This is a genomic window from Nocardia aegles (assembly GCF_052545135.1).
On the sequence record NZ_JBQWRI010000001.1, the window covers coordinates 719590 to 740249 of the forward strand.

General features: G+C 69.3%; 22 protein-coding genes. 17 read left to right on the forward strand and 5 right to left on the reverse strand.

Translation table 11 applies throughout. The annotated features are described in order from the left end of the window. The first annotated feature begins 164 nt into the window (after positions 1–164). From thrS to ACT89H_RS03560, 8 genes are all read left to right on the forward strand, one after another. On the forward strand, positions 165–2228 hold the full coding sequence (gene thrS, locus ACT89H_RS03525) for a threonine--tRNA ligase (RefSeq protein WP_445106990.1): 2064 nt from the start codon (positions 165–167) through the stop codon (positions 2226–2228). Beyond that, positions 2225–2824, forward strand: coding sequence for an ATP adenylyltransferase (locus tag ACT89H_RS03530; RefSeq protein ID WP_445106991.1), 600 nt, complete (start codon positions 2225–2227; stop codon positions 2822–2824). Before thrS ends, ACT89H_RS03530 begins: the two co-directional genes overlap by 4 nt. Positions 2825–2847: 23 nt before the next feature. Continuing rightward, positions 2848–3543 carry a phosphatidylinositol phosphate synthase gene (gene pgsA, locus ACT89H_RS03535; protein ID WP_445106992.1) on the forward strand — a complete coding sequence of 232 codons (696 nt, stop codon included), beginning with the start codon at positions 2848–2850 and terminating at the stop codon, positions 3541–3543. Between the two features lie 88 nt (positions 3544–3631). Continuing rightward, on the forward strand, positions 3632–4600 hold the full coding sequence (locus ACT89H_RS03540) for a phosphatidylinositol mannoside acyltransferase (RefSeq protein WP_445106993.1): 969 nt from the start codon (positions 3632–3634) through the stop codon (positions 4598–4600). Then, positions 4597–5721 (forward strand): glycosyltransferase family 4 protein, encoded by a 1125-nt coding sequence (locus ACT89H_RS03545; protein WP_445106994.1) that lies wholly within the window; start codon positions 4597–4599, stop codon positions 5719–5721. Before ACT89H_RS03540 ends, ACT89H_RS03545 begins: the two co-directional genes overlap by 4 nt. Further along, on the forward strand, positions 5721–6764 hold the full coding sequence (locus ACT89H_RS03550) for an NUDIX hydrolase (protein ID WP_445107352.1): 1044 nt from the start codon (positions 5721–5723) through the stop codon (positions 6762–6764). The genes ACT89H_RS03545 and ACT89H_RS03550 overlap by 1 nt, the downstream gene beginning before the upstream one ends. Before the next feature lie 338 nt (positions 6765–7102). Further along, positions 7103–8047, forward strand: coding sequence for a pyridoxal 5'-phosphate synthase lyase subunit PdxS (gene pdxS, locus ACT89H_RS03555; protein WP_445106995.1), 945 nt, complete (start codon positions 7103–7105; stop codon positions 8045–8047). A gap of 351 nt (positions 8048–8398) precedes the next feature. Next, positions 8399–8893 (forward strand): WKL family lipoprotein, encoded by a 495-nt coding sequence (locus tag ACT89H_RS03560; RefSeq protein WP_445106996.1) that lies wholly within the window; start codon positions 8399–8401, stop codon positions 8891–8893. A gap of 66 nt (positions 8894–8959) precedes the next feature. Here ACT89H_RS03560 and ACT89H_RS03565 read toward each other — a convergent pair whose 3' ends face one another. Then, positions 8960–9586, reverse strand: a complete 627-nt coding sequence (locus ACT89H_RS03565) for a nucleoside/nucleotide kinase family protein (RefSeq protein ID WP_445106997.1) — start codon at positions 9584–9586, stop codon at positions 8960–8962. 106 nt (positions 9587–9692) lie between these two features. On the opposite strand from ACT89H_RS03565, the gene ACT89H_RS03570 reads away from it, so the two are divergent. From ACT89H_RS03570 to ACT89H_RS03580, 3 genes are all read left to right on the forward strand, one after another. Further along, entirely contained in the window at positions 9693–10514 is an 822-nt protein-coding gene (locus tag ACT89H_RS03570; protein ID WP_445106998.1) for an acyl-CoA thioesterase, read from the forward strand. Positions 10515–10592: 78 nt separating this feature from the next. Further along, positions 10593–11249: a pyridoxal 5'-phosphate synthase glutaminase subunit PdxT gene (gene pdxT / locus ACT89H_RS03575; protein WP_445106999.1), complete on the forward strand. Its 657-nt coding sequence runs from the start codon at positions 10593–10595 to the stop codon at positions 11247–11249. A 117-nt stretch (positions 11250–11366) separates the two neighbouring features. Further along, positions 11367–12119: a YebC/PmpR family DNA-binding transcriptional regulator gene (locus ACT89H_RS03580; RefSeq protein WP_445107000.1), complete on the forward strand. Its 753-nt coding sequence runs from the start codon at positions 11367–11369 to the stop codon at positions 12117–12119. A gap of 218 nt (positions 12120–12337) precedes the next feature. Here the strand turns inward: ACT89H_RS03580 and ACT89H_RS03585 are convergent, their stop codons facing one another. From ACT89H_RS03585 to ACT89H_RS03595, 3 genes are all read right to left on the reverse strand, one after another. Further along, positions 12338–12643 (reverse strand): metalloregulator ArsR/SmtB family transcription factor, encoded by a 306-nt coding sequence (locus ACT89H_RS03585; protein WP_445107001.1) that lies wholly within the window; start codon positions 12641–12643, stop codon positions 12338–12340. Between the two features lie 19 nt (positions 12644–12662). After that, entirely contained in the window at positions 12663–12869 is a 207-nt protein-coding gene (locus tag ACT89H_RS03590) for a DUF5988 family protein (RefSeq protein WP_445107002.1), read from the reverse strand. 220 nt (positions 12870–13089) lie between these two features. After that, positions 13090–14526: an alpha/beta hydrolase gene (locus ACT89H_RS03595; RefSeq protein WP_445107003.1), complete on the reverse strand. Its 1437-nt coding sequence runs from the start codon at positions 14524–14526 to the stop codon at positions 13090–13092. Between the two features lie 116 nt (positions 14527–14642). Between ACT89H_RS03595 and ACT89H_RS03600 the strand changes: the two genes are divergently transcribed. From ACT89H_RS03600 to ruvB, 4 genes are all read left to right on the forward strand, one after another. Further along, positions 14643–15158 (forward strand): O-acetyl-ADP-ribose deacetylase, encoded by a 516-nt coding sequence (locus ACT89H_RS03600; protein ID WP_445107004.1) that lies wholly within the window; start codon positions 14643–14645, stop codon positions 15156–15158. Positions 15159–15337: 179 nt separating this feature from the next. Continuing rightward, positions 15338–15907: a crossover junction endodeoxyribonuclease RuvC gene (gene ruvC, locus ACT89H_RS03605; protein ID WP_445107005.1), complete on the forward strand. Its 570-nt coding sequence runs from the start codon at positions 15338–15340 to the stop codon at positions 15905–15907. Beyond that, on the forward strand, positions 15904–16509 hold the full coding sequence (gene ruvA, locus ACT89H_RS03610; protein WP_445107006.1) for a Holliday junction branch migration protein RuvA: 606 nt from the start codon (positions 15904–15906) through the stop codon (positions 16507–16509). Before ruvC ends, ruvA begins: the two co-directional genes overlap by 4 nt. A gap of 6 nt (positions 16510–16515) precedes the next feature. After that, complete coding sequence (gene ruvB / locus ACT89H_RS03615; RefSeq protein WP_445107007.1) at positions 16516–17598, forward strand: Holliday junction branch migration DNA helicase RuvB; 1083 nt, start codon at positions 16516–16518, stop codon at positions 17596–17598. Positions 17599–17626: 28 nt separating this feature from the next. On the opposite strand, the gene ACT89H_RS03620 is transcribed toward ruvB, so the two are convergent. Continuing rightward, positions 17627–18190 (reverse strand): DivIVA domain-containing protein, encoded by a 564-nt coding sequence (locus ACT89H_RS03620; RefSeq protein WP_445107008.1) that lies wholly within the window; start codon positions 18188–18190, stop codon positions 17627–17629. A 331-nt stretch (positions 18191–18521) separates the two neighbouring features. Between ACT89H_RS03620 and yajC the strand changes: the two genes are divergently transcribed. Next, positions 18522–18881: a preprotein translocase subunit YajC gene (gene yajC, locus ACT89H_RS03625; RefSeq protein ID WP_445107009.1), complete on the forward strand. Its 360-nt coding sequence runs from the start codon at positions 18522–18524 to the stop codon at positions 18879–18881. Between the two features lie 120 nt (positions 18882–19001). After that, positions 19002–20660 carry a protein translocase subunit SecD gene (secD, locus tag ACT89H_RS03630; RefSeq protein WP_445107010.1) on the forward strand — a complete coding sequence of 553 codons (1659 nt, stop codon included), beginning with the start codon at positions 19002–19004 and terminating at the stop codon, positions 20658–20660.

Sequence of the window (20660 nt, forward strand, 5' to 3'; positions counted from 1 at the left end):
GACTCGAACATAGATCTCGCGCCACCCGACCGTGACAGCCCAAAACCCGGAGAGGCGGGCCGAAGCGGCGGGACAGTAGCATGGTCGCGCCGGACGAACATGCGATCGGCCACCATCCAGCGGTACCCAGCCCGCACCCGAGAAACGCCAAGGAGAGCGCAGCCGTGACCACCTCAGCCGCCATCAGCCCAGTCGCCCTCGTCCGGGTGCCGGCCGGGACGACGGCGGGCGCCGCGGTGCGCGAGGCGGGCCTGCCCACCAAGGGGCCGGACACCGTCGTAGTCGTCCGGGCGGACGGCGAGCTCAAGGACCTGTCCTGGACCCCGGACGAGGACGTCGACGTGGAGCCGGTCGCGGCGAACACCCCCGACGGCCGCAACGTCATCCGGCACTCCGCCGCGCACGTGCTCGCCCAGGCGGTGCAGCAGGAATTCCCCGACGCCAAGCTGGGCATCGGCCCCTTCATCAAGGACGGCTTCTACTACGACTTTCGCGTCCAGCGGCCGTTCACCCCGGAGGACTTGGCCAAGCTGGAATCCCGGATGAAGAAGATCGTCAAGGGTGCGCAGCGGTTCTCCCGCCGGGTGGTCGAGGTCGACGAGGCCAGGGTCGAGCTGGCCGGTGAGCCGTTCAAACTGGAGCTGATCAGCGACAAGTCCGGCATCGACGACCCGGAGGTCATGGAAGTCGGCGGCAAAGAGCTGACCATCTACGACAACCTGGATCCGCGCACCGGCGAGAAGATCTGGGGCGACCTGTGCCGCGGCCCGCACATCCCGACCACCAAGTTCATCCCGGCCTTCACACTGACCCGCAGCTCGGCCGCCTACTGGCGCGGTGACCAGAGCCGTGAGGACCTGCAGCGCATCTACGGCACCGCCTGGGAGTCCCAGGAGGCGCTCGACGAACACCTGCACCTGCTCGCCGAGGCGGAGCGCCGCGACCACCGCAAGCTCGGCCTCGAGCTGGACCTGTTCAGCTTCCCCGACGAGCTCGGTTCCGGTCTTCCGGTGTTCCACCCCAAGGGTGGCATCATCCGCAAGGAACTCGAGGACTACTCGCGGCAGCGGCACGTGGACGCGGGCTACGAATTCGTCAACACCCCGCACATCACCAAGGGACACCTGTTCGAGGTCTCCAAGCACCTCGACTGGTACGCCGACGGCATGTTCCCGCCCATGCACCTGGACGCGGAGTACAACGAGGACGGGACCGTCCGCAAGCCCGGCCAGGACTACTACGTCAAGCCGATGAACTGCCCGATGCACAACCTGATCTTCCGGTCCCGCGGCCGGTCGTACCGGGAGTTGCCGCTGCGGCTGTTCGAATTCGGCTCGGTCTACCGCTACGAGAAGTCCGGTGTGGTGCACGGCCTGACCCGGGTGCGCGGTATGACGCAGGACGATTCGCACATCTACTGCACCCAGGAGCAGGTGAACGAGGAGCTCACCAGCATCCTGCGGTTCGTGCTCGACCTGCTGAAGGACTACGGCCTGGACGACTTCTACCTCGAGCTGTCCACCAAGGACCCGAAGAAGTACGTCGGCTCCGACGAGGTCTGGGAGGAGGCCACCGCGACCCTGGCTCGGGTGGCGGAGGCATCCGGATTGCAGCTGGTCCCGGATCCGGGCGGGGCCGCCTTCTACGGCCCCAAGATTTCGGTGCAGGCCAAGGACGCGTTGGGCCGCAACTGGCAGATGTCGACCATTCAGCTCGACTTCTTCGAGCCGGAACTGTTCGAACTGGAGTACACCGCCTCCGACGGGACCAAGAAGCGGCCGGTGATGATCCACCGCGCCCTGTTCGGCTCGATCGAGCGCTTCTTCGGTGTGCTCACCGAGCACTACGCGGGCGCGTTCCCGGCCTGGTTGTCGCCGGTGCAGGTCGTCGGTATCCCGGTCGCGGACACCTTCGCTCCGCATTTGGACCAGGTGATCGAGCGGCTGCGGCACGAGGGTGTCCGCGCGCAGGTCGATCGCAGCGACGACCGGATGCAGAAGAAGATCTTCAACAACACCGCTCAGAAGGTGCCGTTCATGGTGCTCGCTGGTGAGCGCGACGTGAACGCGAACGCCGTGAGCTTCCGCTTCCGCGACGGCACGCAGGTCAACAGCGTGCCGGTCGACGACGCGGTGGCCACCATCGTCGAGTGGATCGCGCGCCGGGAGAACGCGTCGCCGACGGCCGAGGGTTTCGAGATCCGATCAGCGAACAAGGGTGGGGCATGACCGAGCGGACGGTGCCGGAGAGGATCGCGGATCTGGACCGGACCGCGGCCTCGGCCGAGCCGGGCAGCATCGTGGACACCGGCGCCGGGGAACCCGACCGGCTGCAGCGCCTGTGGACGCCGTATCGCATGTCCTACATCGCGGAGGCCGCCACCGGTCCCAAGGATTCGACCGGCCACCCCTTCACCGACATCCCGAAGATGTCCGACGAAGACGGTCTGGTCGTCGCCCGGGGCGAGCTGGTGTACGCCGTGCTCAATCTGTACCCGTACAACCCGGGACACATGATGGTGGTGCCGTACCGCAAGGTGGCCAACCTGGAGGATCTCACCGACGCGGAGAGCGCCGAGCTGATGGCTTTCACCCAGCAGGCCATCCGGGTGATGAAGAAGGTGTCCCGGCCGCACGGCTTCAACGTGGGGCTGAACCTCGGCGGCGTGGCCGGTGGGTCGCTGGCCGATCACCTGCACCAGCACATCGTCCCGCGCTGGGGTGGCGACGCGAACTTCATCACGGTCATCGGCGGAGCGAAGGTGATGCCGCAACTGCTGCGGGAGACCAGGGCGCTGCTGTCTGCGGCCTGGAGGGAGGCGTAGATGAGCGACCGGGCGGATCGGCCGTGCTGAGTTTCCTCGGCCGCGAGACGTTCGCCAAAGCGACGGCTCCGCTGGGCCGGGCGCTGGTCGGCACCGGACTGACACCGGACACCATGACGCTGATCGGCACCACCGCCTCCATCGCCGCCGCGGTCACGCTCTTCCCGACCGGACACCTGTTCTGGGGAACCATGGTGATCTGGTTGTTCGTCATGTTCGACATGCTCGACGGGGCGATGGCCCGGGCGCGCGGTGGCGGCACGAAATACGGCGCGGTGCTGGATGCCACCTGTGACCGGCTGGCCGACGGCGCGATCTTCGGCGGACTGGCCTGGTGGGCGGTCTTCCACGAGCAGCACAAGCCGTTGTTCGCCGCGACGCTCATCGTCCTGGTGACCTCGCAGGTGATCTCCTATGCGAAGGCCCGCGCCGAGGCCAGTGGCCTGTCCGCGGACGGCGGCATCATCGAGCGGCCGGACCGGCTGATCATCGTCCTGGTGGGTGCCGGCTTCACCGGAATCGGCGGCTACTGGGGGATCGAGTGGCTCACCTACGCCGTGCATGTGGCCATGTGGATCCTCGCCGTGCTCAGCATCGTCACCGTCGTGCAGCGCGTACTGGCCGTGCGCAACTCGCCGGGGGCACGCACCGTGATCCCGGCCGGGCAGTCGCAGCGTCCCGGTGGGGGAACCGCCGACACCTCGGGACTTCCGTCGTGACCTCACTCGATGCCGGGCGCGAACCGATCGACGGTGGCGTCCGGGTATCCGTGACGACGAATCGCGCAGCGATGGCGCGGGGGCGCGGATGACGATCGGGGACCGGCTGGGCGTCGTGGGATACGCGGCGGGCTGGCGGCTGGTGCGTGCGTTGCCGGAGCCGACGGCACGGCGGTGGTTCGCATGGGGCGCCGATCGGATCGCCCGCCGCGCCAATCGGCAGTTCCACGCGGGCGGTCCGCCGAACCAGTTGCGGCGCAATCTGGCGCGCGTGCTGGGTGCGCTTCCCGCCGACGTGCCCGACGAACTGATCAGCGCCGGCATGCGCTCGTACGCGCGGTACTGGCGAGAGGCGTTCCGGCTGCCCGCGATGGACCATGCCGCGATCGACTATTACGTCGACGGCCTGGAGCATCTGGATGCCGCGCTCGCGCAGGGCCGAGGCGTGATCCTCGTGCTGCCGCACTCCGGCAACTGGGACATGGCGGGCGTCTGGCTGGTGCAGCACTACGGCGGCCTCACCACCGTGGCCGAGCGGCTGAAGCCGGAATCGCTGTTCGAGCGGTTCGTCGCCTACCGGGAGAGCCTTGGCTTCGAGGTGTTCCCGCTGACCGGCGGTGAGCAGCCGCCGTTCGGTCGGCTGGCGGCGCGCCTGCGGCAGAACAAGATCGTGTGTCTCATGGGCGAACGCGACCTCACCGGCAAGGGGGTGCCCGTGCGGTTCTTCGGCGAGCGCACCTGGATGCCCGCGGGCGCGGCGAAACTGGCGATCGAGACCGGTGCAGCGTTGCTGCCGGTGCACGCGTGGTTCGAGGTCGATTCCGCCAGCCGCGAGAACTGGGGACTGAAAACCGAGGCGCCGCTGGACGTTTCCGGTGGCGTGGCCGCGACCACGCAAGCATTGGCGGACCGCTTCGCGGCGAATATCGCCGAGCACCCCGCGGATTGGCACATGCTGCAACCATTGTGGGAGAGCGATCTCTCGCCCCAGCGGCGTGCCAGGATCGAGGCGGCGCAGGCGAGCATCAAGGCCGAACAGGGAGACGTATCGCCATGAAGATCGGCATGGTCTGCCCCTATTCGTTCGACGTCCCCGGCGGGGTGCAGGCGCATGTGGTCGAACTGGCGCGGGTGTTCATCGAACGCGGGCACAAGGTGAGCGTCCTGGCGCCCGCGTCCGAGGGCACCCCGCTGCCGGAATTCGTGGTGTCGGCGGGGCGCGCCGTGGCCATCCCCTACAACGGGTCGGTGGCGCGACTGTCGTTCGGGCCCATGGCCTACACCAGGATCCGCCGCTGGATCGAAGGCAACGACTTCGACGTCTTGCACCTCCACGAGCCGAACGCGCCGAGCCTGTCGATGCTCGCGCTCAAGATCGCCGAGGGCCCGATCGTGGCGACCTTCCACACGTCGACGACGAAATCGTTGGTACTGAGCACCTTTCAGGGTGTGCTGCGGCCGTATCACGAAAAGATCTCCGGTCGTATCGCGGTCTCCGAACTCGCGCGCCGCTGGCAGGTCGAGGCGCTCGGCTCGGACGCGGTGGAGATCCCCAACGGCGTCGACGTCCCGGCGTTCGCCCGCGCGCCGATGCTGCCGGGCTACCCGCGGCCCGGCGGGACGGTGCTGTTCCTGGGGCGCTACGACGAACCGCGCAAGGGCATGGACGTCCTGCTCGGCGCGCTGCCCGAGCTGGTGGGCAAGCATCCCGACGTCGAGATCCTGATCGTCGGCCGCGGCGAGGAGGACCGGTTGCGCCGCGAAGCCGGCCGGCTGTCCGGTCACCTGCGCTTCCTCGGCCAGGTATCCGACGAGGAGAAGGCCTCAGCGATGCGCAGCGCCGACGTGTATGTCGCGCCCAACCTGGGCGGCGAGAGCTTCGGGATCATCCTGATCGAGGCGATGGCGGCGGGCACCGCGGTCGTGGCCAGTGAACTGGACGCCTTCCGCCGAGTGCTGCGGGACGGTTCGGCGGGCATGCTGGTCCCGGTCGGCGACTCCGCGGCACTGGCCGGCGCGCTGCACAGCCTGCTCACCGACGATATGCGCAGAGAGGCTCTCGTGCACACAGCCACCCAGGTCGTCGGCGAGTACGACTGGCCGGTGGTGGCCGAACAGATCCTGCGTGTCTACGAGACGGTGACCGTCGGCGACGTGCGAGTGCGGGCCGCCGGATGATCACCTTCTCCGCGACGACCGTCCTCGTCCTCGCGCTGATCGCCGCGGTCGTCGTCGCGATCGGTTTGTGGGCGTACTCCACCGCCAACCGGCTCGACCGGCTGCACGTGCGCTCCGACCAGTCCTGGCAGGCGCTCGACGCCGCGCTGGCCCGGCGGGCGGTGGTGGCCAGGTCGGTGGCCATGGCGATCGCTGGTCCGGTGTCCGATCCGGCCGTGTCGGAGCAGGCCAGACAACTGGCGGCGCTGGCGGACCGGGCCGAGCGAGCCGGTCGCGCCGAGCGGGAGACCGTGGAGAACCGGCTGTCCAGCGCGCTGTCGGCGGTCGATATCGGCACGCTGCGCCCGCAACTCGTCGCCGAGCTGGCCGATGCCGAGGCCCGGGTGCTGATCGCCCGCCGCTTCCACAACGACGCCGTGCGCGACACGCTGGCACTGCGCACGCGCCGCCCGGTCCGCATCCTGCACCTCGGGGGCACCGCCCCGCTGCCGTCCTATTTCGAGATCACCGAGCGCGCTACCCCCGCCGCGTCCACCGGCCTCGCGGTGGACACCATCCGCACCACGGCGCGGGTCGTGTTGTTCGACGAGAACGACCGGACCTTGCTGATGCGCGGCAACGATCCGAAGACGCCCGAGGTGTCGTTCTGGTTCACCGTCGGCGGCGGCGTGGAGCCGGGGGAGAGCCTGCGCTCGGCGGCGGTGCGGCAACTGTACGAGGAGACGGGATATCGCGGGGACCCCGCATCCCTGCGCGGTCCGATCTGGCGGCGGGTGGCGGTATTCCCGTTCAACGGCGAGTTGATCCGGTCGGAGGAGTTGTTCTTCGCCCTGCGGGTCCGTGGTTTCGAACCGCAACCGGCGAACTCGACCGTGATCGAACGTCGCTCCATCACCGGGCACAGATGGTGCACCGCTGCCGATATCGTCGCGCTGGACCGCTCCGGCGAAACCGTCTACCCGTATCACCTGGACGAGCTGCTGGCCGAAGCGGCCGAGGCCGCGTCGGGTACCGGCGATCCGGAGGTTCGCTCCATCCGCTGAGCAGCCGCGGCATGTGTGATGTGTTTCACGATCGTGATAGCGTCGCGATGATCCAGGGCGCCGGAGGGTACTGAGGTGGGGGACGCATGTGCTTCGGTGTCGTGGTCCCGCTGACGGCGGAGTTGTTCCTGTTCGGGTTGTGGAGGTAGTTGGTTCATGTCGTACCTGCTGTTCGATTTCCTGTTGCCGCTGCTCGGTCCCGCGGCCGCGCAGTACTGGGCGCAGTTGCTGGTGGTCGGCCCGCTGTGATCGGGCGCCCGGCGTAGATCGGGCAGGCCAGTGCACTCCAACTGGCTATCAAGTGGCCTTTTGTGGCCACCTAGAATCGTGGCGTTCGAATGCGAGTGATCGATTGGCGCACACGCCTGGAGGAGTTTGCCGTGACCATCCCCGAGACCACCCAGACCGTCGGTACCGCCCGCGTGAAGCGCGGCATGGCCGAGATGCTCAAGGGCGGGGTGATCATGGATGTCGTCACGCCGGAGCAGGCCAAGATCGCCGAGGACGCCGGTGCGGTCGCGGTGATGGCGCTGGAGCGCGTCCCCGCCGACATCCGCGCTCAGGGCGGCGTCTCCCGGATGAGCGACCCGGACATGATCGACGGCATCATCAACGCGGTCTCCATCCCCGTCATGGCGAAGGCTCGCATCGGCCACTTCGTCGAGGCGCAGATCCTGCAGAGCCTCGGTGTCGACTACATCGATGAGTCCGAGGTGCTCACCCCCGCCGATTACGCCAATCACATCGACAAGTGGAACTTCACCGTGCCGTTCGTCTGCGGCGCGACCAACCTCGGTGAGGCGCTGCGCCGAATCACCGAGGGCGCGGCCATGATTCGCTCCAAGGGCGAGGCGGGCACCGGTGACGTGTCCAACGCGACCACGCACATGCGCAAGATCCGCCAGGAGATCCGCCGACTGTCGTCGCTGCCCGAGGACGAATTGTTCGTGGCGGCCAAGGAGCTGCAGGCGCCCTACGAGCTGGTCCGGGAGATCGCCGAGACGGGCAAGCTGCCCGTCGTGCTGTTCACCGCGGGCGGCATCGCCACGCCCGCCGACGCCGCGATGATGATGCAGCTCGGCGCCGAGGGCGTGTTCGTGGGCTCGGGCATCTTCAAGTCCGGCAACCCGGCGCAGCGCGCCGCCGCGATCGTCAAGGCCACCACCTTCTACGACGACCCGGACGTGCTGGCCAAGGTGTCGCGCGGGCTCGGCGAGGCCATGGTCGGCATCAACGTCGAAGAGATCGCCCAGCCGCACCGCCTGGCCGAGCGCGGCTGGTGACTCCCGGCCGGTAGCGTCTGCCGCCCGGAACCGGGCGGCTGCGGTACTTCGTGGTACCGGCGGAGGAACTGCACGTCCGCCGGGCCCACGGAGCGATAGTTCATCTCGACGCCGGCGCTCGGCCACCGGCGCGATCCGGCCGTCGCGCGCTGCCGACGGCGCCGGCGGCCGAACTGTCGCCGGAATGAGCCCGCTGGGATCGCTTCCGATGCTAGGTTCAGTTCTTATGGCGGCCAGAAGGTCGCCTCATGGTTCTCACAATCACGCTCAGTAGCTTCGCCATTCGATGGCCACCCAGGCCATATCGCGCCCTATCACCGTCGGACCGATCCGAGCGCAAAGGACGAACAGTTGAAGCTTCTCGACACCGGACGCATCGCAGCAGCAGGCTTGGCCGTCGTGGCCGCCCTGAGCCTGGCCGCCTGCGGCAGCGACGACAAGAGCGATTCGCACACCACCCACACCACCACCGCTGCCGCCTCGGCGACCGCGAACGTACCTGCCCCGCCCACCGTCGACGAGCTCAACGCCACGTTGCAGCGTGCGCTCGATCCCTCGGTTCCGAACGAGGAGAAGGCCGACCTCGTGCAGGGCATCCAGGCCGATCCGAGCCTGCCCAACCGCTTGGCCGAGGCCTTCCACCAGGCCAACGCCACAGCGGTGGTCACGGGAGTGACCACCTTCGGTGACACCGTCACCGCCCAGGCCAAGTTCACCATCAACGGGCAGGAGAACCAGGTCGACGTTCCGTTCGTCCTCGAAGACGGCAAGTGGAAGGTGCAGAAGGCCTGGGCCTGCCAGGCGCTGGCCAATCTGAACCAGCAATCCCCGGCCTGCGCCGCCTGATGGCCGGAGCTGCCCCACATTCTCGAGCCCCGTAACCATCGGTGCGAAATGGGCAGAACCGGGAACTCAGTCGTCCCGGTCCGCGTCGACTCGAAGTGCCGGACGATCAGGGTGGTCCCAGCGCACGAAGAACGTTGGCGTGCCGGGGTTCTCGTCGTCGTGCCGCAGCAGGGCGGGGATGGTCCACTGCGCGTCGGGCGGGGTGCGGCGGCGGAGCGCGGCCTCGGACAGATCCAGCCGGAGGCTGAGGTCGGCGTCGAGCCCGCGGCCCGCGAGCATCGGGCCCGCGATGACGACGGTAGTCGCGGGCGGCGCCGTGCGGATCGCGGCGCGCGCGGAGCGGTCGGCGGCTTCGTCCCACAACGCGGGCAGCCACCGGCCGTGCTCGCGCACCGCGTCCACCACTTCCCGGCGCAGCGCGGCGTAGTCGAACCAGGCGGTGCGATAGGACATCTCGTCGGTGCGGCCGAACTCCATGCGCAACGAGGCGGGGCGCACGTAGTCGTGCAGGGAGACCACGCAGGCCGACCGGCCCGCATCGCGCAGCGCCTGCGCGATCCGGTCGGCGAACGCCACCGGCTGGGCGGCGTCCGCGCCGTCGACGGCGATCACTGTGTGCGAAGTAGCGGTGAACACGGGCTGGATCACCTGCGCGACGAGGGCGTCGGGGGTGATGGGCAGGAAGCGCGGCACCCGTCCATCTCAGCAAAAGCGCGACCGCCGGTGCGGCGTGGGCAGTGCCGCACGATCACCGGCGGCCGAGCGGCGACGCAGGCAGCGGCCGGGATAATCTCAGCGCATGGCGACAATCGAAGAGGCGCTGGAGATAGAGCGGCTGGAGCGGGACATCTTCCGTGGCGCGTCCACCAAGAGTCAGCTTCCGCGCACATTCGGCGGCCAGGTTGCCGGCCAGGCGCTCGTGTCCGCGGTCCGGACGGTGGAACCGCGGTTCCAGGTGCACTCGCTGCACGGCTACTTCCTGCGGCCGGGCAATCCACAGGAGCCGACGGTCTACCAGGTCGAGCGCATCCGCGACGGGCGGTCGTTCGCCACCCGGCGAGTGACCGGCATCCAGGACGGCGCCGCGATCTTCACCATGTCGGCGTCGTTCCACATCGGCGACGAGGGGCCCGAGCATCAGGACGTCATGCCCGGTGTCCCGATGCCGGAGGATCTGCCCGACGCCAGCACCACGATGACGCCCGAACGACTGTGGGTGATGCGGGAGTGGGAACACTGGGACATCCGCATGGTCCCGCCGGAGAACGTGTCGCGCCGCGACGGCGTGGTCTCCCAGCAGCAAGTGTGGTTCCGCTACCGGCACGTGCTGCCCGACGATCCGCTGGTGCACGTGTGCACCCTCGCCTACATGAGCGATATGACGCTGCTGGGTTCCTCGAAGGTCATCCATCCCGACGAGCCGACCCAGAACGCCTCGCTCGACCACGCGATGTGGTTCCTGCGCCCCTTCCGCGCCGACGAATGGCTGCTCTACGATCAGTCCTCGCCGTCCGCCGGTTTCGGCCGTGGACTGACCGGCGGCAAGATCTTCACCCGAGAAGGCACACTGGTCGCGGCCGTTGTGCAGGAAGGCCTCATCCGCACGCTGCGGGAAGACTGAACCGGCGGCCATCGCGATGCGCCTGCGGCGGCCGACCGTGAGCGGGCCCACATTGGTAGGGCTCGTAAGCTTTCCGGCGTGAACGCTACCTCGGTCACCGCACCTGCCGCCGACACCGGACGGGCGCAGTCCCGTCCCACGATCGGCGTGCTCGCGTTGCAAGGCGACGTCCGGGAGCACGTCGCCGCGCTCGCGCACTGCGGCGCCGAGCCCGTGCTGGTCCGGCGTGCGACGGAGCTCGCGGCCGTGGACGCGCTCGTGCTGCCCGGCGGCGAGTCGACCGCGATCAGCAAGCTGCTGCAGGCCTTCGAACTGTTGGAGCCACTGCGCACGCGGTTGCGCGACGGCATGCCCGCGTTCGGTTCCTGCGCGGGCATGATCCTGCTCGCCTCGGAAGTGCTCGACACCCGCCCGGACGCCGAGCATCTGTCCGGCATCGATATGACGGTGCGGCGTAACGCGTTCGGTCGGCAGGTCGACTCGTTCGAAACCGACCTGCCGTTCTCCGGCCTGACCGACGGCCCGGTGCGAGCGGTGTTCATCCGCGCGCCGTGGGTGGAGCGGGCAGGGGAGGGCGTCGAGGTACTGGCCAGGGTGCCGGCTGGTCCCGCCGCCGGCCGGATCGTCGCGGTGCGGCAGGGCAACGTCCTGGCGACGTCGTTTCATCCCGAGGTCACCGGCGATCTGCGGGTGCACCGCATGTTCGTGGCGATGGTCCGCTCGGCCACCGTGTGATCGGGGCCGCTCCGCACGGCCGTGGTGGCGGCCCGAGTAGGCTGGAGAAGTTGTCCGCCCGGCCGTGCCGGTACTGTACACAGACCGAACGTGCCACCGACCTGAAGGAAGTAGGGAATGAGCGGCCACTCCAAATGGGCCACCACCAAGCACAAAAAGGCTGCGATCGACGCGAAGCGCGGCAAGCTGTTCGCGAAGTTGATCAAGAACATCGAGGTGGCGGCCCGGACCGGTGGCGGTGACCCGGATGGCAACCCGACGCTGTACGACGCCATCCAGAAGGCGAAGAAGTCGTCGGTCCCCAACGACAACATCGAGCGCGCCCGCAAGCGTGGCGGCGGCGAGGAAGCCGGCGGCGCCGACTGGCAGACGATCATGTACGAGGGTTACGGCCCCAACGGCGTCGCCGTGCTGATCGAGTGCCTCACCGACAACCGCAACCGGGCCGCGGGTGAGGTCCGGGTCGCGATGACGCGCAACGGCGGAAACATGGCCGACCCGGGCTCGGTCGCCTACCTGTTCCATCGCAAGGGCATCGTCACACTGGACAAGAACAGCCTGTCCGAGGACGACGTGCTGCTGGCCGTACTGGACGCCGGCGCGGAGGAGGTCAACGATCTCGGTGAGTCGTTCGAGATCATCAGCGACCCGGGCGATCTGATCGCGGTCCGCTCCGCGCTGCAGAGCGCCGGTATCGACTACGACTCCGCCGAGTCCGGTTTCCAGCCGTCGGTGTCGGTTGCGGTGGACGTCGACGGCGCCCGCAAGGTGATCAAGCTCGTGGACGCCCTCGAGGACAGCGACGACGTGCAGAACGTCTACACCAACGTCGACATCTCGGACGACGTGCTCGCTCAGCTCGAGGACTGAGCGATCGACCGCGCGCAGTACTCCCGTATGGCGGGATAGTAGTGCCCGAAATCGGGGCGGCCGGTCTGCGCACGGGCCGCCCCGATGCTGCGCTGCCGCTGCGGGTCCCTCATGGCCGTGTGCTCCCGGAAGGTGTCGTGGTCATCGGAACGGCGCTCGCGTCTGGTTCGGTAGACCTCGGTCTCGAGCGCGTCGAGATGGCGCGTCCAGGCGGTCGGTTACCGGGAGCGGGCGAGCCACTCGGTGAGCGCGACCGTGACCCGGTGTCGAGCGCGTGGTAGCGCTGCTTGCCCGACGAGTTCGGCGCGTACCAGCCCGCTCTCCCGCAGCACCCGCAGATGCCGGCTGACCGCGGGGCAGCTGATCGCGAAATGCGCGGCGATGTCCCCGGCGGTGCGCCGGGATCCGACGATCAGTTCCATGATCTGCCTGCGCACCGGATCGGCGATCGCGCCCGCCACCTCGTCCACGACGGTACGGCTCGAACGGTGGAATCGCCCGGCCGGTCGGCGCGTCGATGCCACCAGGATGAGGGAGCCGGAATCACTCCGCGATCTTGGTGCGATCGCACCACTCGTACACGCGTAGTCGCCCTTCGGGCGTGTCCTGTTCCCGCTGGGTGACTTTGAAGTGCTCGTACCCGCCGCGGAACGGGACCTTCAATTCCACGCCGGGCGGGGTGATCGGGACGATGCGCGCGGGCAGATCGTGCGGCCCGCCTTCGAGGACTGCTTTTGCGCCTTTGCTCATCCTCGGATGGTAGAAGCGCGAACGTCCTGATCGTGGCACATTTCATGGCACGGTGAGTACCAATTTGCCCACGGTTCGCCCGGTGTCGCCCAGCGTGTGCGCTTCCGCGGCGGTCGGCGGGCACCTCGTCGCGTCGGCACCTGACCGACGCGATCGGCGCATGCTTCGAGCGTGCGCGGCGGTCGCGGCGACCAGAACGTGGGCGCCGCTGCGGGATGGTTCAGGTGGTGGCCGGAACGGGCAGACCCACGCGGCCGGTGATCCACGGTAAGGACGAGGTGAACGCCGCCGACGCGAACTGCCAGGTGTGGCCGCCTCGGGTGGTGAAGACGGTGCAGTCGATGTCGACCGCGCGTCCTGCGGCGCAGAGCTTGTCGGCGGCGCCGACCTCACCGGAATCGGGCACCCCGTCATGGCCGCCGAGGCCCGCGCGGTCGTCGTCGGGAGCGGGTGCGCGCGCGGCCCCACCGCTGTAGCGCTGCGTGGGGACGAGGTCGTCGAACAGGCCTGCGACGCCGCTGTAGGGACCGTGCGCGGCCATGACGGTCAGCGGGTCGAAGGCGGCCCAGGCGGCGGCGTCACCGCCGAAGAGCCTGGCGATGGTCTGCTCTTTGGTGCCGGACGACGGCCCGATATCACCGGCGATGTCGAGGAAGGTGTGGACCAGTTCCGGGTGCATGACCGCGAGGTCCACCGCACAGGTGCCGCCCATGGACCAGCCCACCACCGCCCAGTTCGCCGGATCGGCCGAGGCGCCGAACCGCGATTCGAGGTAGGCGGGCACGTCTTCGGTCAGATGGCCGGCGGCGTCGCCGCGGGGTCCGTCGACGCATTCGGTGTCGTTGTTGAAGCTGCCGCTGGCGTCGACGAAGACGAGGATCGGGGCGCGGCCGCCGTTGGCTTTGGTGAAGCTGTCCAGGGCGGGCATGATCTGGCCGCTGCGGATCCAGTCCGCGGGCGTGTTGAACTCACCGCCGATCATCATCACCACCGGCAGGGCGGGCGGGGTCGGCCCGGCGAACCATGCGGGCGGCAGGTAGACGTATTCGGTGCGGTGCGGGAAACCGCTGCCCGCGTCGGGAATCCGCACCGGCACCAGTGTGCCGTCGGTGACGGTGGTGTTCCGGAGGGCGGGCAGCGCCGAAAGGTCGGTCTGGTGCGGGAGCGGGCCCGCGGTGACCGCGCTCCATGCGGCTTGCACGGTGGGGTAGTAGCCGACCCACTGGTTCAGCACGATCCCGGTGCTCACCAGTGTCAGCGGGATGGCGAGTACCGCGATCCCGCGCCGCCACCAGCGTGCGCCCGGCCAGCCGACGACGGCGATGGCCACGGTCGCGGCGGCTGCGCCGACCCACGCCCACAGCCGAATGGGCGCCGGGTCGGAGGCCAACCCTTCGTCGGCCACATACCACGCCGACGCCAGCGCTCCCGCGACGCCGACCGCGACGCAGACCGGCAGCTGGATCAGCCACCACCGTCGGCCGCTGCGAGCGACGGCGACCAGCACGACCACCGCGGCGAGGAGTGCGACGGCCGGCGGCAACCAGCCGTGCAGCAATGAGATCCCGTGGTGGAAGGTGTGCTGCTGGTTCGGCGCCGGACTCGCCGGAGGAACCGGTGGTGGCGCCGGAAACGGGGGAGCGGCGAGAATCGGCACGACCGGCATTGTGCAGGCCGTTCCTCGAGACCCGCTGTGAACCGGCTGTGGCGCTCCTGGGTGACCGGTCCTCGGTGTCCTCGTGCCGTCCGCGGTGCGGGAGGCAGAATGCGAACATGGTCGAACTGGTGCTGGTGCGCGGCGACATCACCGAACAGCAGGTCGACGCGGTGGTCAACGCCGCCAACTCGTCGCTGCTCGGCGGCGGGGGAGTCGACGGGGCGATCCACCGGCGCGGCGGCCCGGAAATCCTGGCGGAATGCCGCCGATTACGGGCATCCCGTTACGGCAGGGGTCTTCCCACCGGAGCGGCCGTGGCCACCACGGCGGGCCGGCTTCCCGCGCGGTGGGTGATCCACACCGTCGGGCCGGTGTGGTCGGACGTCGAGGACCGCTCGGCCCTGCTGGCCTCCTGTTACCGCGAATCCTTGCGTGTGGCGGACGAATTGGGGGCGCGATCGATCGCGTTCCCGGCGATCTCGACCGGAATCTTCGGCTGGCCGATGGACGACGGGGCGCGGATCGCCGTCGACACGGTTCGCGCGACCGAGACGGCCGTATCGGAGGCGCGATTCGTCCTGTTCGACGAGCGGGCTCACGGCGCGTTCGCGCGGCAGGTCTCCCGGAGCTGAAACCTCGGGATCTCGCCGGTGGGCGGCCCGCGCGAGCCGTACGGAGCTGCTGGGATTAGCGGGCGCCGCGTGGGAAGCGGCGGTTGTCCGTGAACAGCCTGGGCTGTGTCGCTGGGCGGCGAAAGCCGAAGCCTCCGCTAGACTCTCGAACAATTGTTCGTGTCTGCGAGAGGAATGTCGTGCGGGTGATGGGCGTCGACCCCGGCCTCACCCGATGCGGCCTCAGCGTCGTCGAGGGCGGATCGGGACGGAAAGTGACCGCGGTGGACGTCGACGTGGTGCGCACTCCCGGCGATATGGATCTGGCGCAGCGACTGCTCGCGGTCGCCGACGCCGCCGAACGCTGGATGGACACCCACCAGCCGGGGGCCGTCGCCATCGAACGCGTCTTCGCCCAGCACAATGTCCGTACCGCGATGGGCACCGCGCAGGCGGGTGGCGTGATCGCGCTGGCCGCGGCGCGGCGGGGAATCCCGGTCGCGTTCCACACACCCAGCGAGGTGAAGGCCGCGGTCACCGGCAACGGCAGCGCGGACAAGAAGCAGGTGACCGCCATGGTCACCCGTATTCTGGGCCTGCCGTCCGCGCCGAAGCCCGCGGACGCGGCGGATGCGCTGGCGCTGGCGATCTGCCATTGTTGGCGGGCGCCGCTGCTGGAGCGGATGGCGGCGGCGGAGGCCAAGGCGGCCGCGGCGCGGCGCCGATACAGGGAACGGCTGGCCGAACAACGGAAGGCGGTGCACGGGTGATCGCGTCGGTACGCGGTGAAGTGCTGGAAATCGCCTTGGACCACGCGGTGATCGAGGCGGCCGGCGTCGGCTACCGGCTCAACGCAACTCCGTCCACTCTGGCCGGGCTCACCCGAGGCGCGGAAACCCGGCTCTACACCGCGATGATCGTCCGCGAGGACTCGATGACGCTCTACGGTTTCGCCGACACCGAGGCCCGCGACCTGTTCGGCCTGTTGCTGACCGTGTCGGGCGTCGGACCCCGTCTGGCCATGGCGGTGCTGGCCGTGCTCGAGCCCGAGGCGCTGCGCAAAGCGCTGGCCGAGAGCAACGTGGCGGCGCTCACCCGGGTCCCTGGCATCGGCAAGCGCGGCGCCGAGCGCATGGTGGTGGAACTGCGCGACAAGGTGAATCTCGTGCCCGCGCCCTCCGGTCCGCCCGGATCCGCGCCCGCCGCGGTGGTGACGTCCGTGCGCGAGCAGGTCACCGAGGCGCTCGTCGGCCTCGGTTTCGCCGCCAGACAAGCCGAACAGGCGATCGATGCGGTGCTGGAGCAACAGCCCACCGTCGACACCTCCGCCGCCCTCCGGGCCGCGCTCGGTCTGCTCGGCAAGAACCGGTAAGGCGTCATGGATCATCCAGCCGAACCCGCCGAATCGCAGGTCAGCGCGAACTATCTGAAGTCCGACGGCGATGTCGAGGCCAGTCTGCGCCCGAAGTCGCTGGACGACTTCATCGGCCAGCCACGGGTCCGCGAACAGCTCGCGCTGGTGTTGCGCGGTGCCAAGCAGCGCGGCGGCACACCCGATCACGTCCTGCTGTCGGGCCCACCCGGTCTCGGCAAGACGAGCATGGCGATGATCATCGCGGCGGAACTCGGGACCGCCCTGCGGATCACGTCGGGTCCCGCGCTGGAGCGGGCCGGGGATCTCGCCGCCATGCTCAGCAATCTGGTCGAGGGCGATGTGCTGTTCATCGACGAGATCCACCGGATGGCACGCCCCGCCGAGGAGATGCTCTACCTGGCGATGGAGGACTTCCGGGTGGACGTGGTCGTCGGCAAGGGACCGGGGGCCACCTCCATCCCCCTGGATATCGCACCGTTCACGCTGGTCGGGGCCACTACTCGATCCGGTGCGCTGACCGGCCCGCTGCGCGACCGTTTCGGCTTCACCGGGCACATGGACTTCTACGAGCCGGGCGAGCTGTTGCGCATCCTGCAAAGGTCGGCGCACATCCTCGGGGTCGTCATCGAGGAGGAGGCGGCGGCCGAGATCGCGGGCCGCTCGCGCGGCACGCCCCGGATCGCCAACCGCTTGCTGCGCCGCGTCCGCGACTACGCCGAGGTTCGTGCCGACGGCCGGATCACCCGCCCGATCGCCCAGGCCGCGCTCGAGGTCTACGACGTGGACGTACTCGGCCTCGACCGGCTCGACCGCGCGGTGCTCGGCGCGCTCGTCCGCAGTTTCGGCGGTGGCCCGGTCGGGGTGTCCACCTTGGCCGTGGCGGTCGGGGAGGAGGCCGCGACGGTGGAGGAGGTCTGCGAACCGTTCCTGGTGCGCGCGGGCATGGTCGCGCGCACACCTCGCGGCCGGGTCGCCACCGCCGCCGCCTGGGAGCACCTCGGTCTCATCCCGCCGCCCGACCTGGTGTTCGGCTCCATCGAAGTGCGCGGTCGCGAGCCGCACCCCACCCTCGACCTCTTCGAATGAGCCGGGTGATCGCAGCCGCGGCGGCGGATCAGCGGCGATCGTGCAGGGCGGCGGCGACCAAGTCGCGGAAGGCGTCGACCTCGTCGCGCTGATACCCGCGGGTGCCGAGGCGGGCCTCGGTGAAACGGATGGCCTCGACATCGGTGAGGGTGAGGCTGCCCGGCCCGTCGTGCGCGAGGGTCGCGGCGACCAGATCGAGAAACGCGCCGACCTCTTCCTCGTTGTATCCGCGCCTGCCCACCGGGGCCTGGCTGAATCGCATGCGCTGGACGTCGTCGACGGTGAGCATGGCGTGGCCGGTGCCGTTCGCGGCGGGCACCGGCGGGATGCCACGCTGCCGGGACTCCAGCTCGGCGCGCACCTGATCGAGATACTCGTCGACCTGGTCGGCGCGGTAACCGCGCCGACCGCGGCGGGGCGCGCCGAAACCGACATCGCGCAGATCGTCGGCGGTGAGTACGCCGTGCCCCGCCAGTGTCGCGGCGACGAGTTCGAGGAAAGCATCCACCTCGTCCGCGCGGTAGCCGCGACACCCGAGTGTCGGGGTCGCGAAACGGGTGCTGCGCACGTCTTCCGGAGTCACGGGCGACATTCTGTCAGGCTCGGTGCGCCGGGCCGATCGGAAGGGAACTTCGCGCACGTCGCCGGTGGTCGGGGTGCTGCACTTCGAGCAAGCCGGGCTGCCGGCACGGCGAGGCCGCCCTGCTACGGCCGACCAGCACGCTCAACGCGCATCGCGAAGCGGTGAGCTTCCCGCTGGCGGATTACGTCTACGGCACGACCGCCTGACGCCGGCGCAGGTGTGCGATATGGGCCGTTGTAGCTGCCCAGCGGGCGTGCGGGTGTGGCACCCGCGCGGCGAACTGGCAGACTGTGTGGGTACTTGTCCATCCCACCCACGACACTAGGGACTGACTTCGACGATGGAACTGCTGTTTCCGCTGCTACTGGTAGCCCTGCTCGTGCCGATGTTCCTCGGTGTCCGCCGTCAGAAGCGGGAAGCCGAGAAGGTCACCGCGATGCAGGACAGCCTGAAGATCGGCGATCAGGTCGTCACCACGTCGGGTCTGTACGGCACCGTGGTCGAACTCGACGACACCACGGTCGACCTCGAGATCGCCGAGGACGTGGTCACCACGTGGCTGCGCCAAGCCGTCCGTGAGGTGCGCACCGACGACCAGGTGAGCACCGAGGAGACCGGCTCGGAGACCACCGGCTCGGACACCACCGAGGCCGTCGAGGAATCCGCCGAGCAGACCGCGACCCGCCTGACCAAGGACTGATCGTTCCGGTTGTGCCCCGGCTCGCCGGATGTCGCCGCGGCCGTCCGTCCGCGCACCCGGCCTAGCTGAGGCACGTCCGCATGTTCCATCCTCGACTTCCCGCCTAGGAGATGACGTACTGTGCCACCTTCCCAGGGATCGGCGCACCCGCTGCGGCTGCTCGGTGTCTATGCCGCGCTGCTGGCCGTGATCTATGCGCTGGTGTTCTTCACCGGTGACAAGTCCCCGACAGCCAAGCTCGGAATCGACCTGCAGGGCGGCACCCGCGTCACGCTGTCCGCGCGCACGCCGGACGGCAGCAAGCCCAGCCAGGACAGCCTGAAGAAGGCACAGGACATCATCGAGAACCGTGTCAACGGGCTCGGCGTCGGTGGATCCGAGGTCGTCATCGACGGCGACAACATCGTGATCACCGTGCCCGGCGACGACGGACAGCAGGCGCGTGCGCTGGCGACCACCGCCAAGCTCTACATTCGTCCCGTGCTGCAGGCCGTGCCCGCGGCGGGACGCGGTGCGACCACGCCGGGCACCCCGCCCGCGCCCGCCGCGCAGCCGACGACGCAGCCCGCTGCGCCGGAGACGCCCCAGCCCGCGCCCGCTCCCCAGCAGCGCGTGTTCCCCGCTCAGCAGCCGACGCAGCCACCCGCGGATCCCGGCCTGGAGCCCACCGAAGAGGCGAGCAAGGAGATCCAGGCGGCCAAGGCACTGCGACAGAGCACCGACCCGTCCGTGCAGCAGGCCGCGCTGGCCGCCATGGACTGCGGTAAGGCCGATCCGCTCGCGGGCAACGACGACCCGGCCCTTCCGCTGGTGACCTGTTCGACCGACGGCGCGGAGGTCTTCCTGCTGGACAAGAGCCGCATCGACGGCCAGGAGATCAAGGACGCCAGCTCGGGCCTGAATCAGCAGCAGGCCAGGCACGAGGTCTACCTGGACTTCAAGTCCGGTGGCAGTGACGCGTGGGCGGCGCTCACCGGCGAGTACATCTACAAGCGGGTCGCGTTCGTGCTCGACTCGAAGGTGGTCAGCGCACCCGTCGTGCAGCAGGGGCCGCAACAGGGTGGTCGCACCCAGATCTCCGGCAACTTCACCGCGACATCGGCGAAGGAACTGGCGAACACGCTGAAGTACGGCTCGCTGCCGCTGTCGTTCCAGACTTCCGAGGCCGAGACGGTGTCCGCGACGCTGGGCCTGTCGTCGCTGAAGGCGGGTCTGCTCGCCGGTGCGGTCGGCTTGCTGGTGGTGCTGCTCTACTGCCTCACCTACTACCGGATGCTCGGTTTCGTCACGGGTCTGTCGCTGGTGGCCTCCGGATTCGCGGTGTACGGCATCATGGTGTTGCTCGGGCGCTGGATCGGATTCACGCTCGACCTCGCCGGTATCGCGGGCCTGATCATCGGTATCGGTATGACCGCCGACTCGTTCGTGGTGTTCTTCGAACGCATCAAGGACGAGATGCGCGAGGGGCGCAGCTTCCGTTCCGCCGCTCCACGCGGCTGGCAGCGCGCCCGCCGGACCATCCTGTCCGGCAACGCCGTCAGTTTCATCGCCGCGGCCGTGCTGTACATCCTGGCGGTCGGTCAGGTGAAGGGCTTCGCGTTCACTCTCGGCCTCACCACGATCCTCGACGTGGTCGTGGTGTTCCTGGTCACCTCGCCGCTGGTGCTGCTGGCCTCGCGGACGGCGTTCTGGTCCAAGCCGTCGGTGAACGGCCTCGGCGCGATCCAGCAGGTCGCCCGCGAGCGGAAGGCGGCCGAGGCCGCCCTCGGGAAGGCGTGA

Bases quoted from the DNA above. Each gene is read 5' to 3' on its own strand.
- yajC (WP_445107009.1), top strand. From the start codon at position 18,522: ATGGAACTGCTGTTTCCGCTGCTACTGGTAGCCCTGCTCGTGCCGATG.
- pdxS (WP_445106995.1), top strand. From the start codon at position 7,103: ATGCGAGTGATCGATTGGCGCACACGCCTGGAGGAGTTTGCCGTGACC.
- ACT89H_RS03620 (WP_445107008.1), bottom strand. From the start codon at position 18,190: ATGTCGCCCGTGACTCCGGAAGACGTGCGCAGCACCCGTTTCGCGACC.
- ACT89H_RS03530 (WP_445106991.1), top strand. From the start codon at position 2,225: ATGACCGAGCGGACGGTGCCGGAGAGGATCGCGGATCTGGACCGGACC.
- ruvB (WP_445107007.1), top strand. From the start codon at position 16,516: ATGGATCATCCAGCCGAACCCGCCGAATCGCAGGTCAGCGCGAACTAT.
- ACT89H_RS03580 (WP_445107000.1), top strand. From the start codon at position 11,367: ATGAGCGGCCACTCCAAATGGGCCACCACCAAGCACAAAAAGGCTGCG.
- ACT89H_RS03545 (WP_445106994.1), top strand. From the start codon at position 4,597: ATGAAGATCGGCATGGTCTGCCCCTATTCGTTCGACGTCCCCGGCGGG.
- ACT89H_RS03540 (WP_445106993.1), top strand. From the start codon at position 3,632: ATGACGATCGGGGACCGGCTGGGCGTCGTGGGATACGCGGCGGGCTGG.
- ACT89H_RS03600 (WP_445107004.1), top strand. From the start codon at position 14,643: ATGGTCGAACTGGTGCTGGTGCGCGGCGACATCACCGAACAGCAGGTC.
- ACT89H_RS03570 (WP_445106998.1), top strand. From the start codon at position 9,693: ATGGCGACAATCGAAGAGGCGCTGGAGATAGAGCGGCTGGAGCGGGAC.
- ACT89H_RS03590 (WP_445107002.1), bottom strand. From the start codon at position 12,869: ATGAGCAAAGGCGCAAAAGCAGTCCTCGAAGGCGGGCCGCACGATCTG.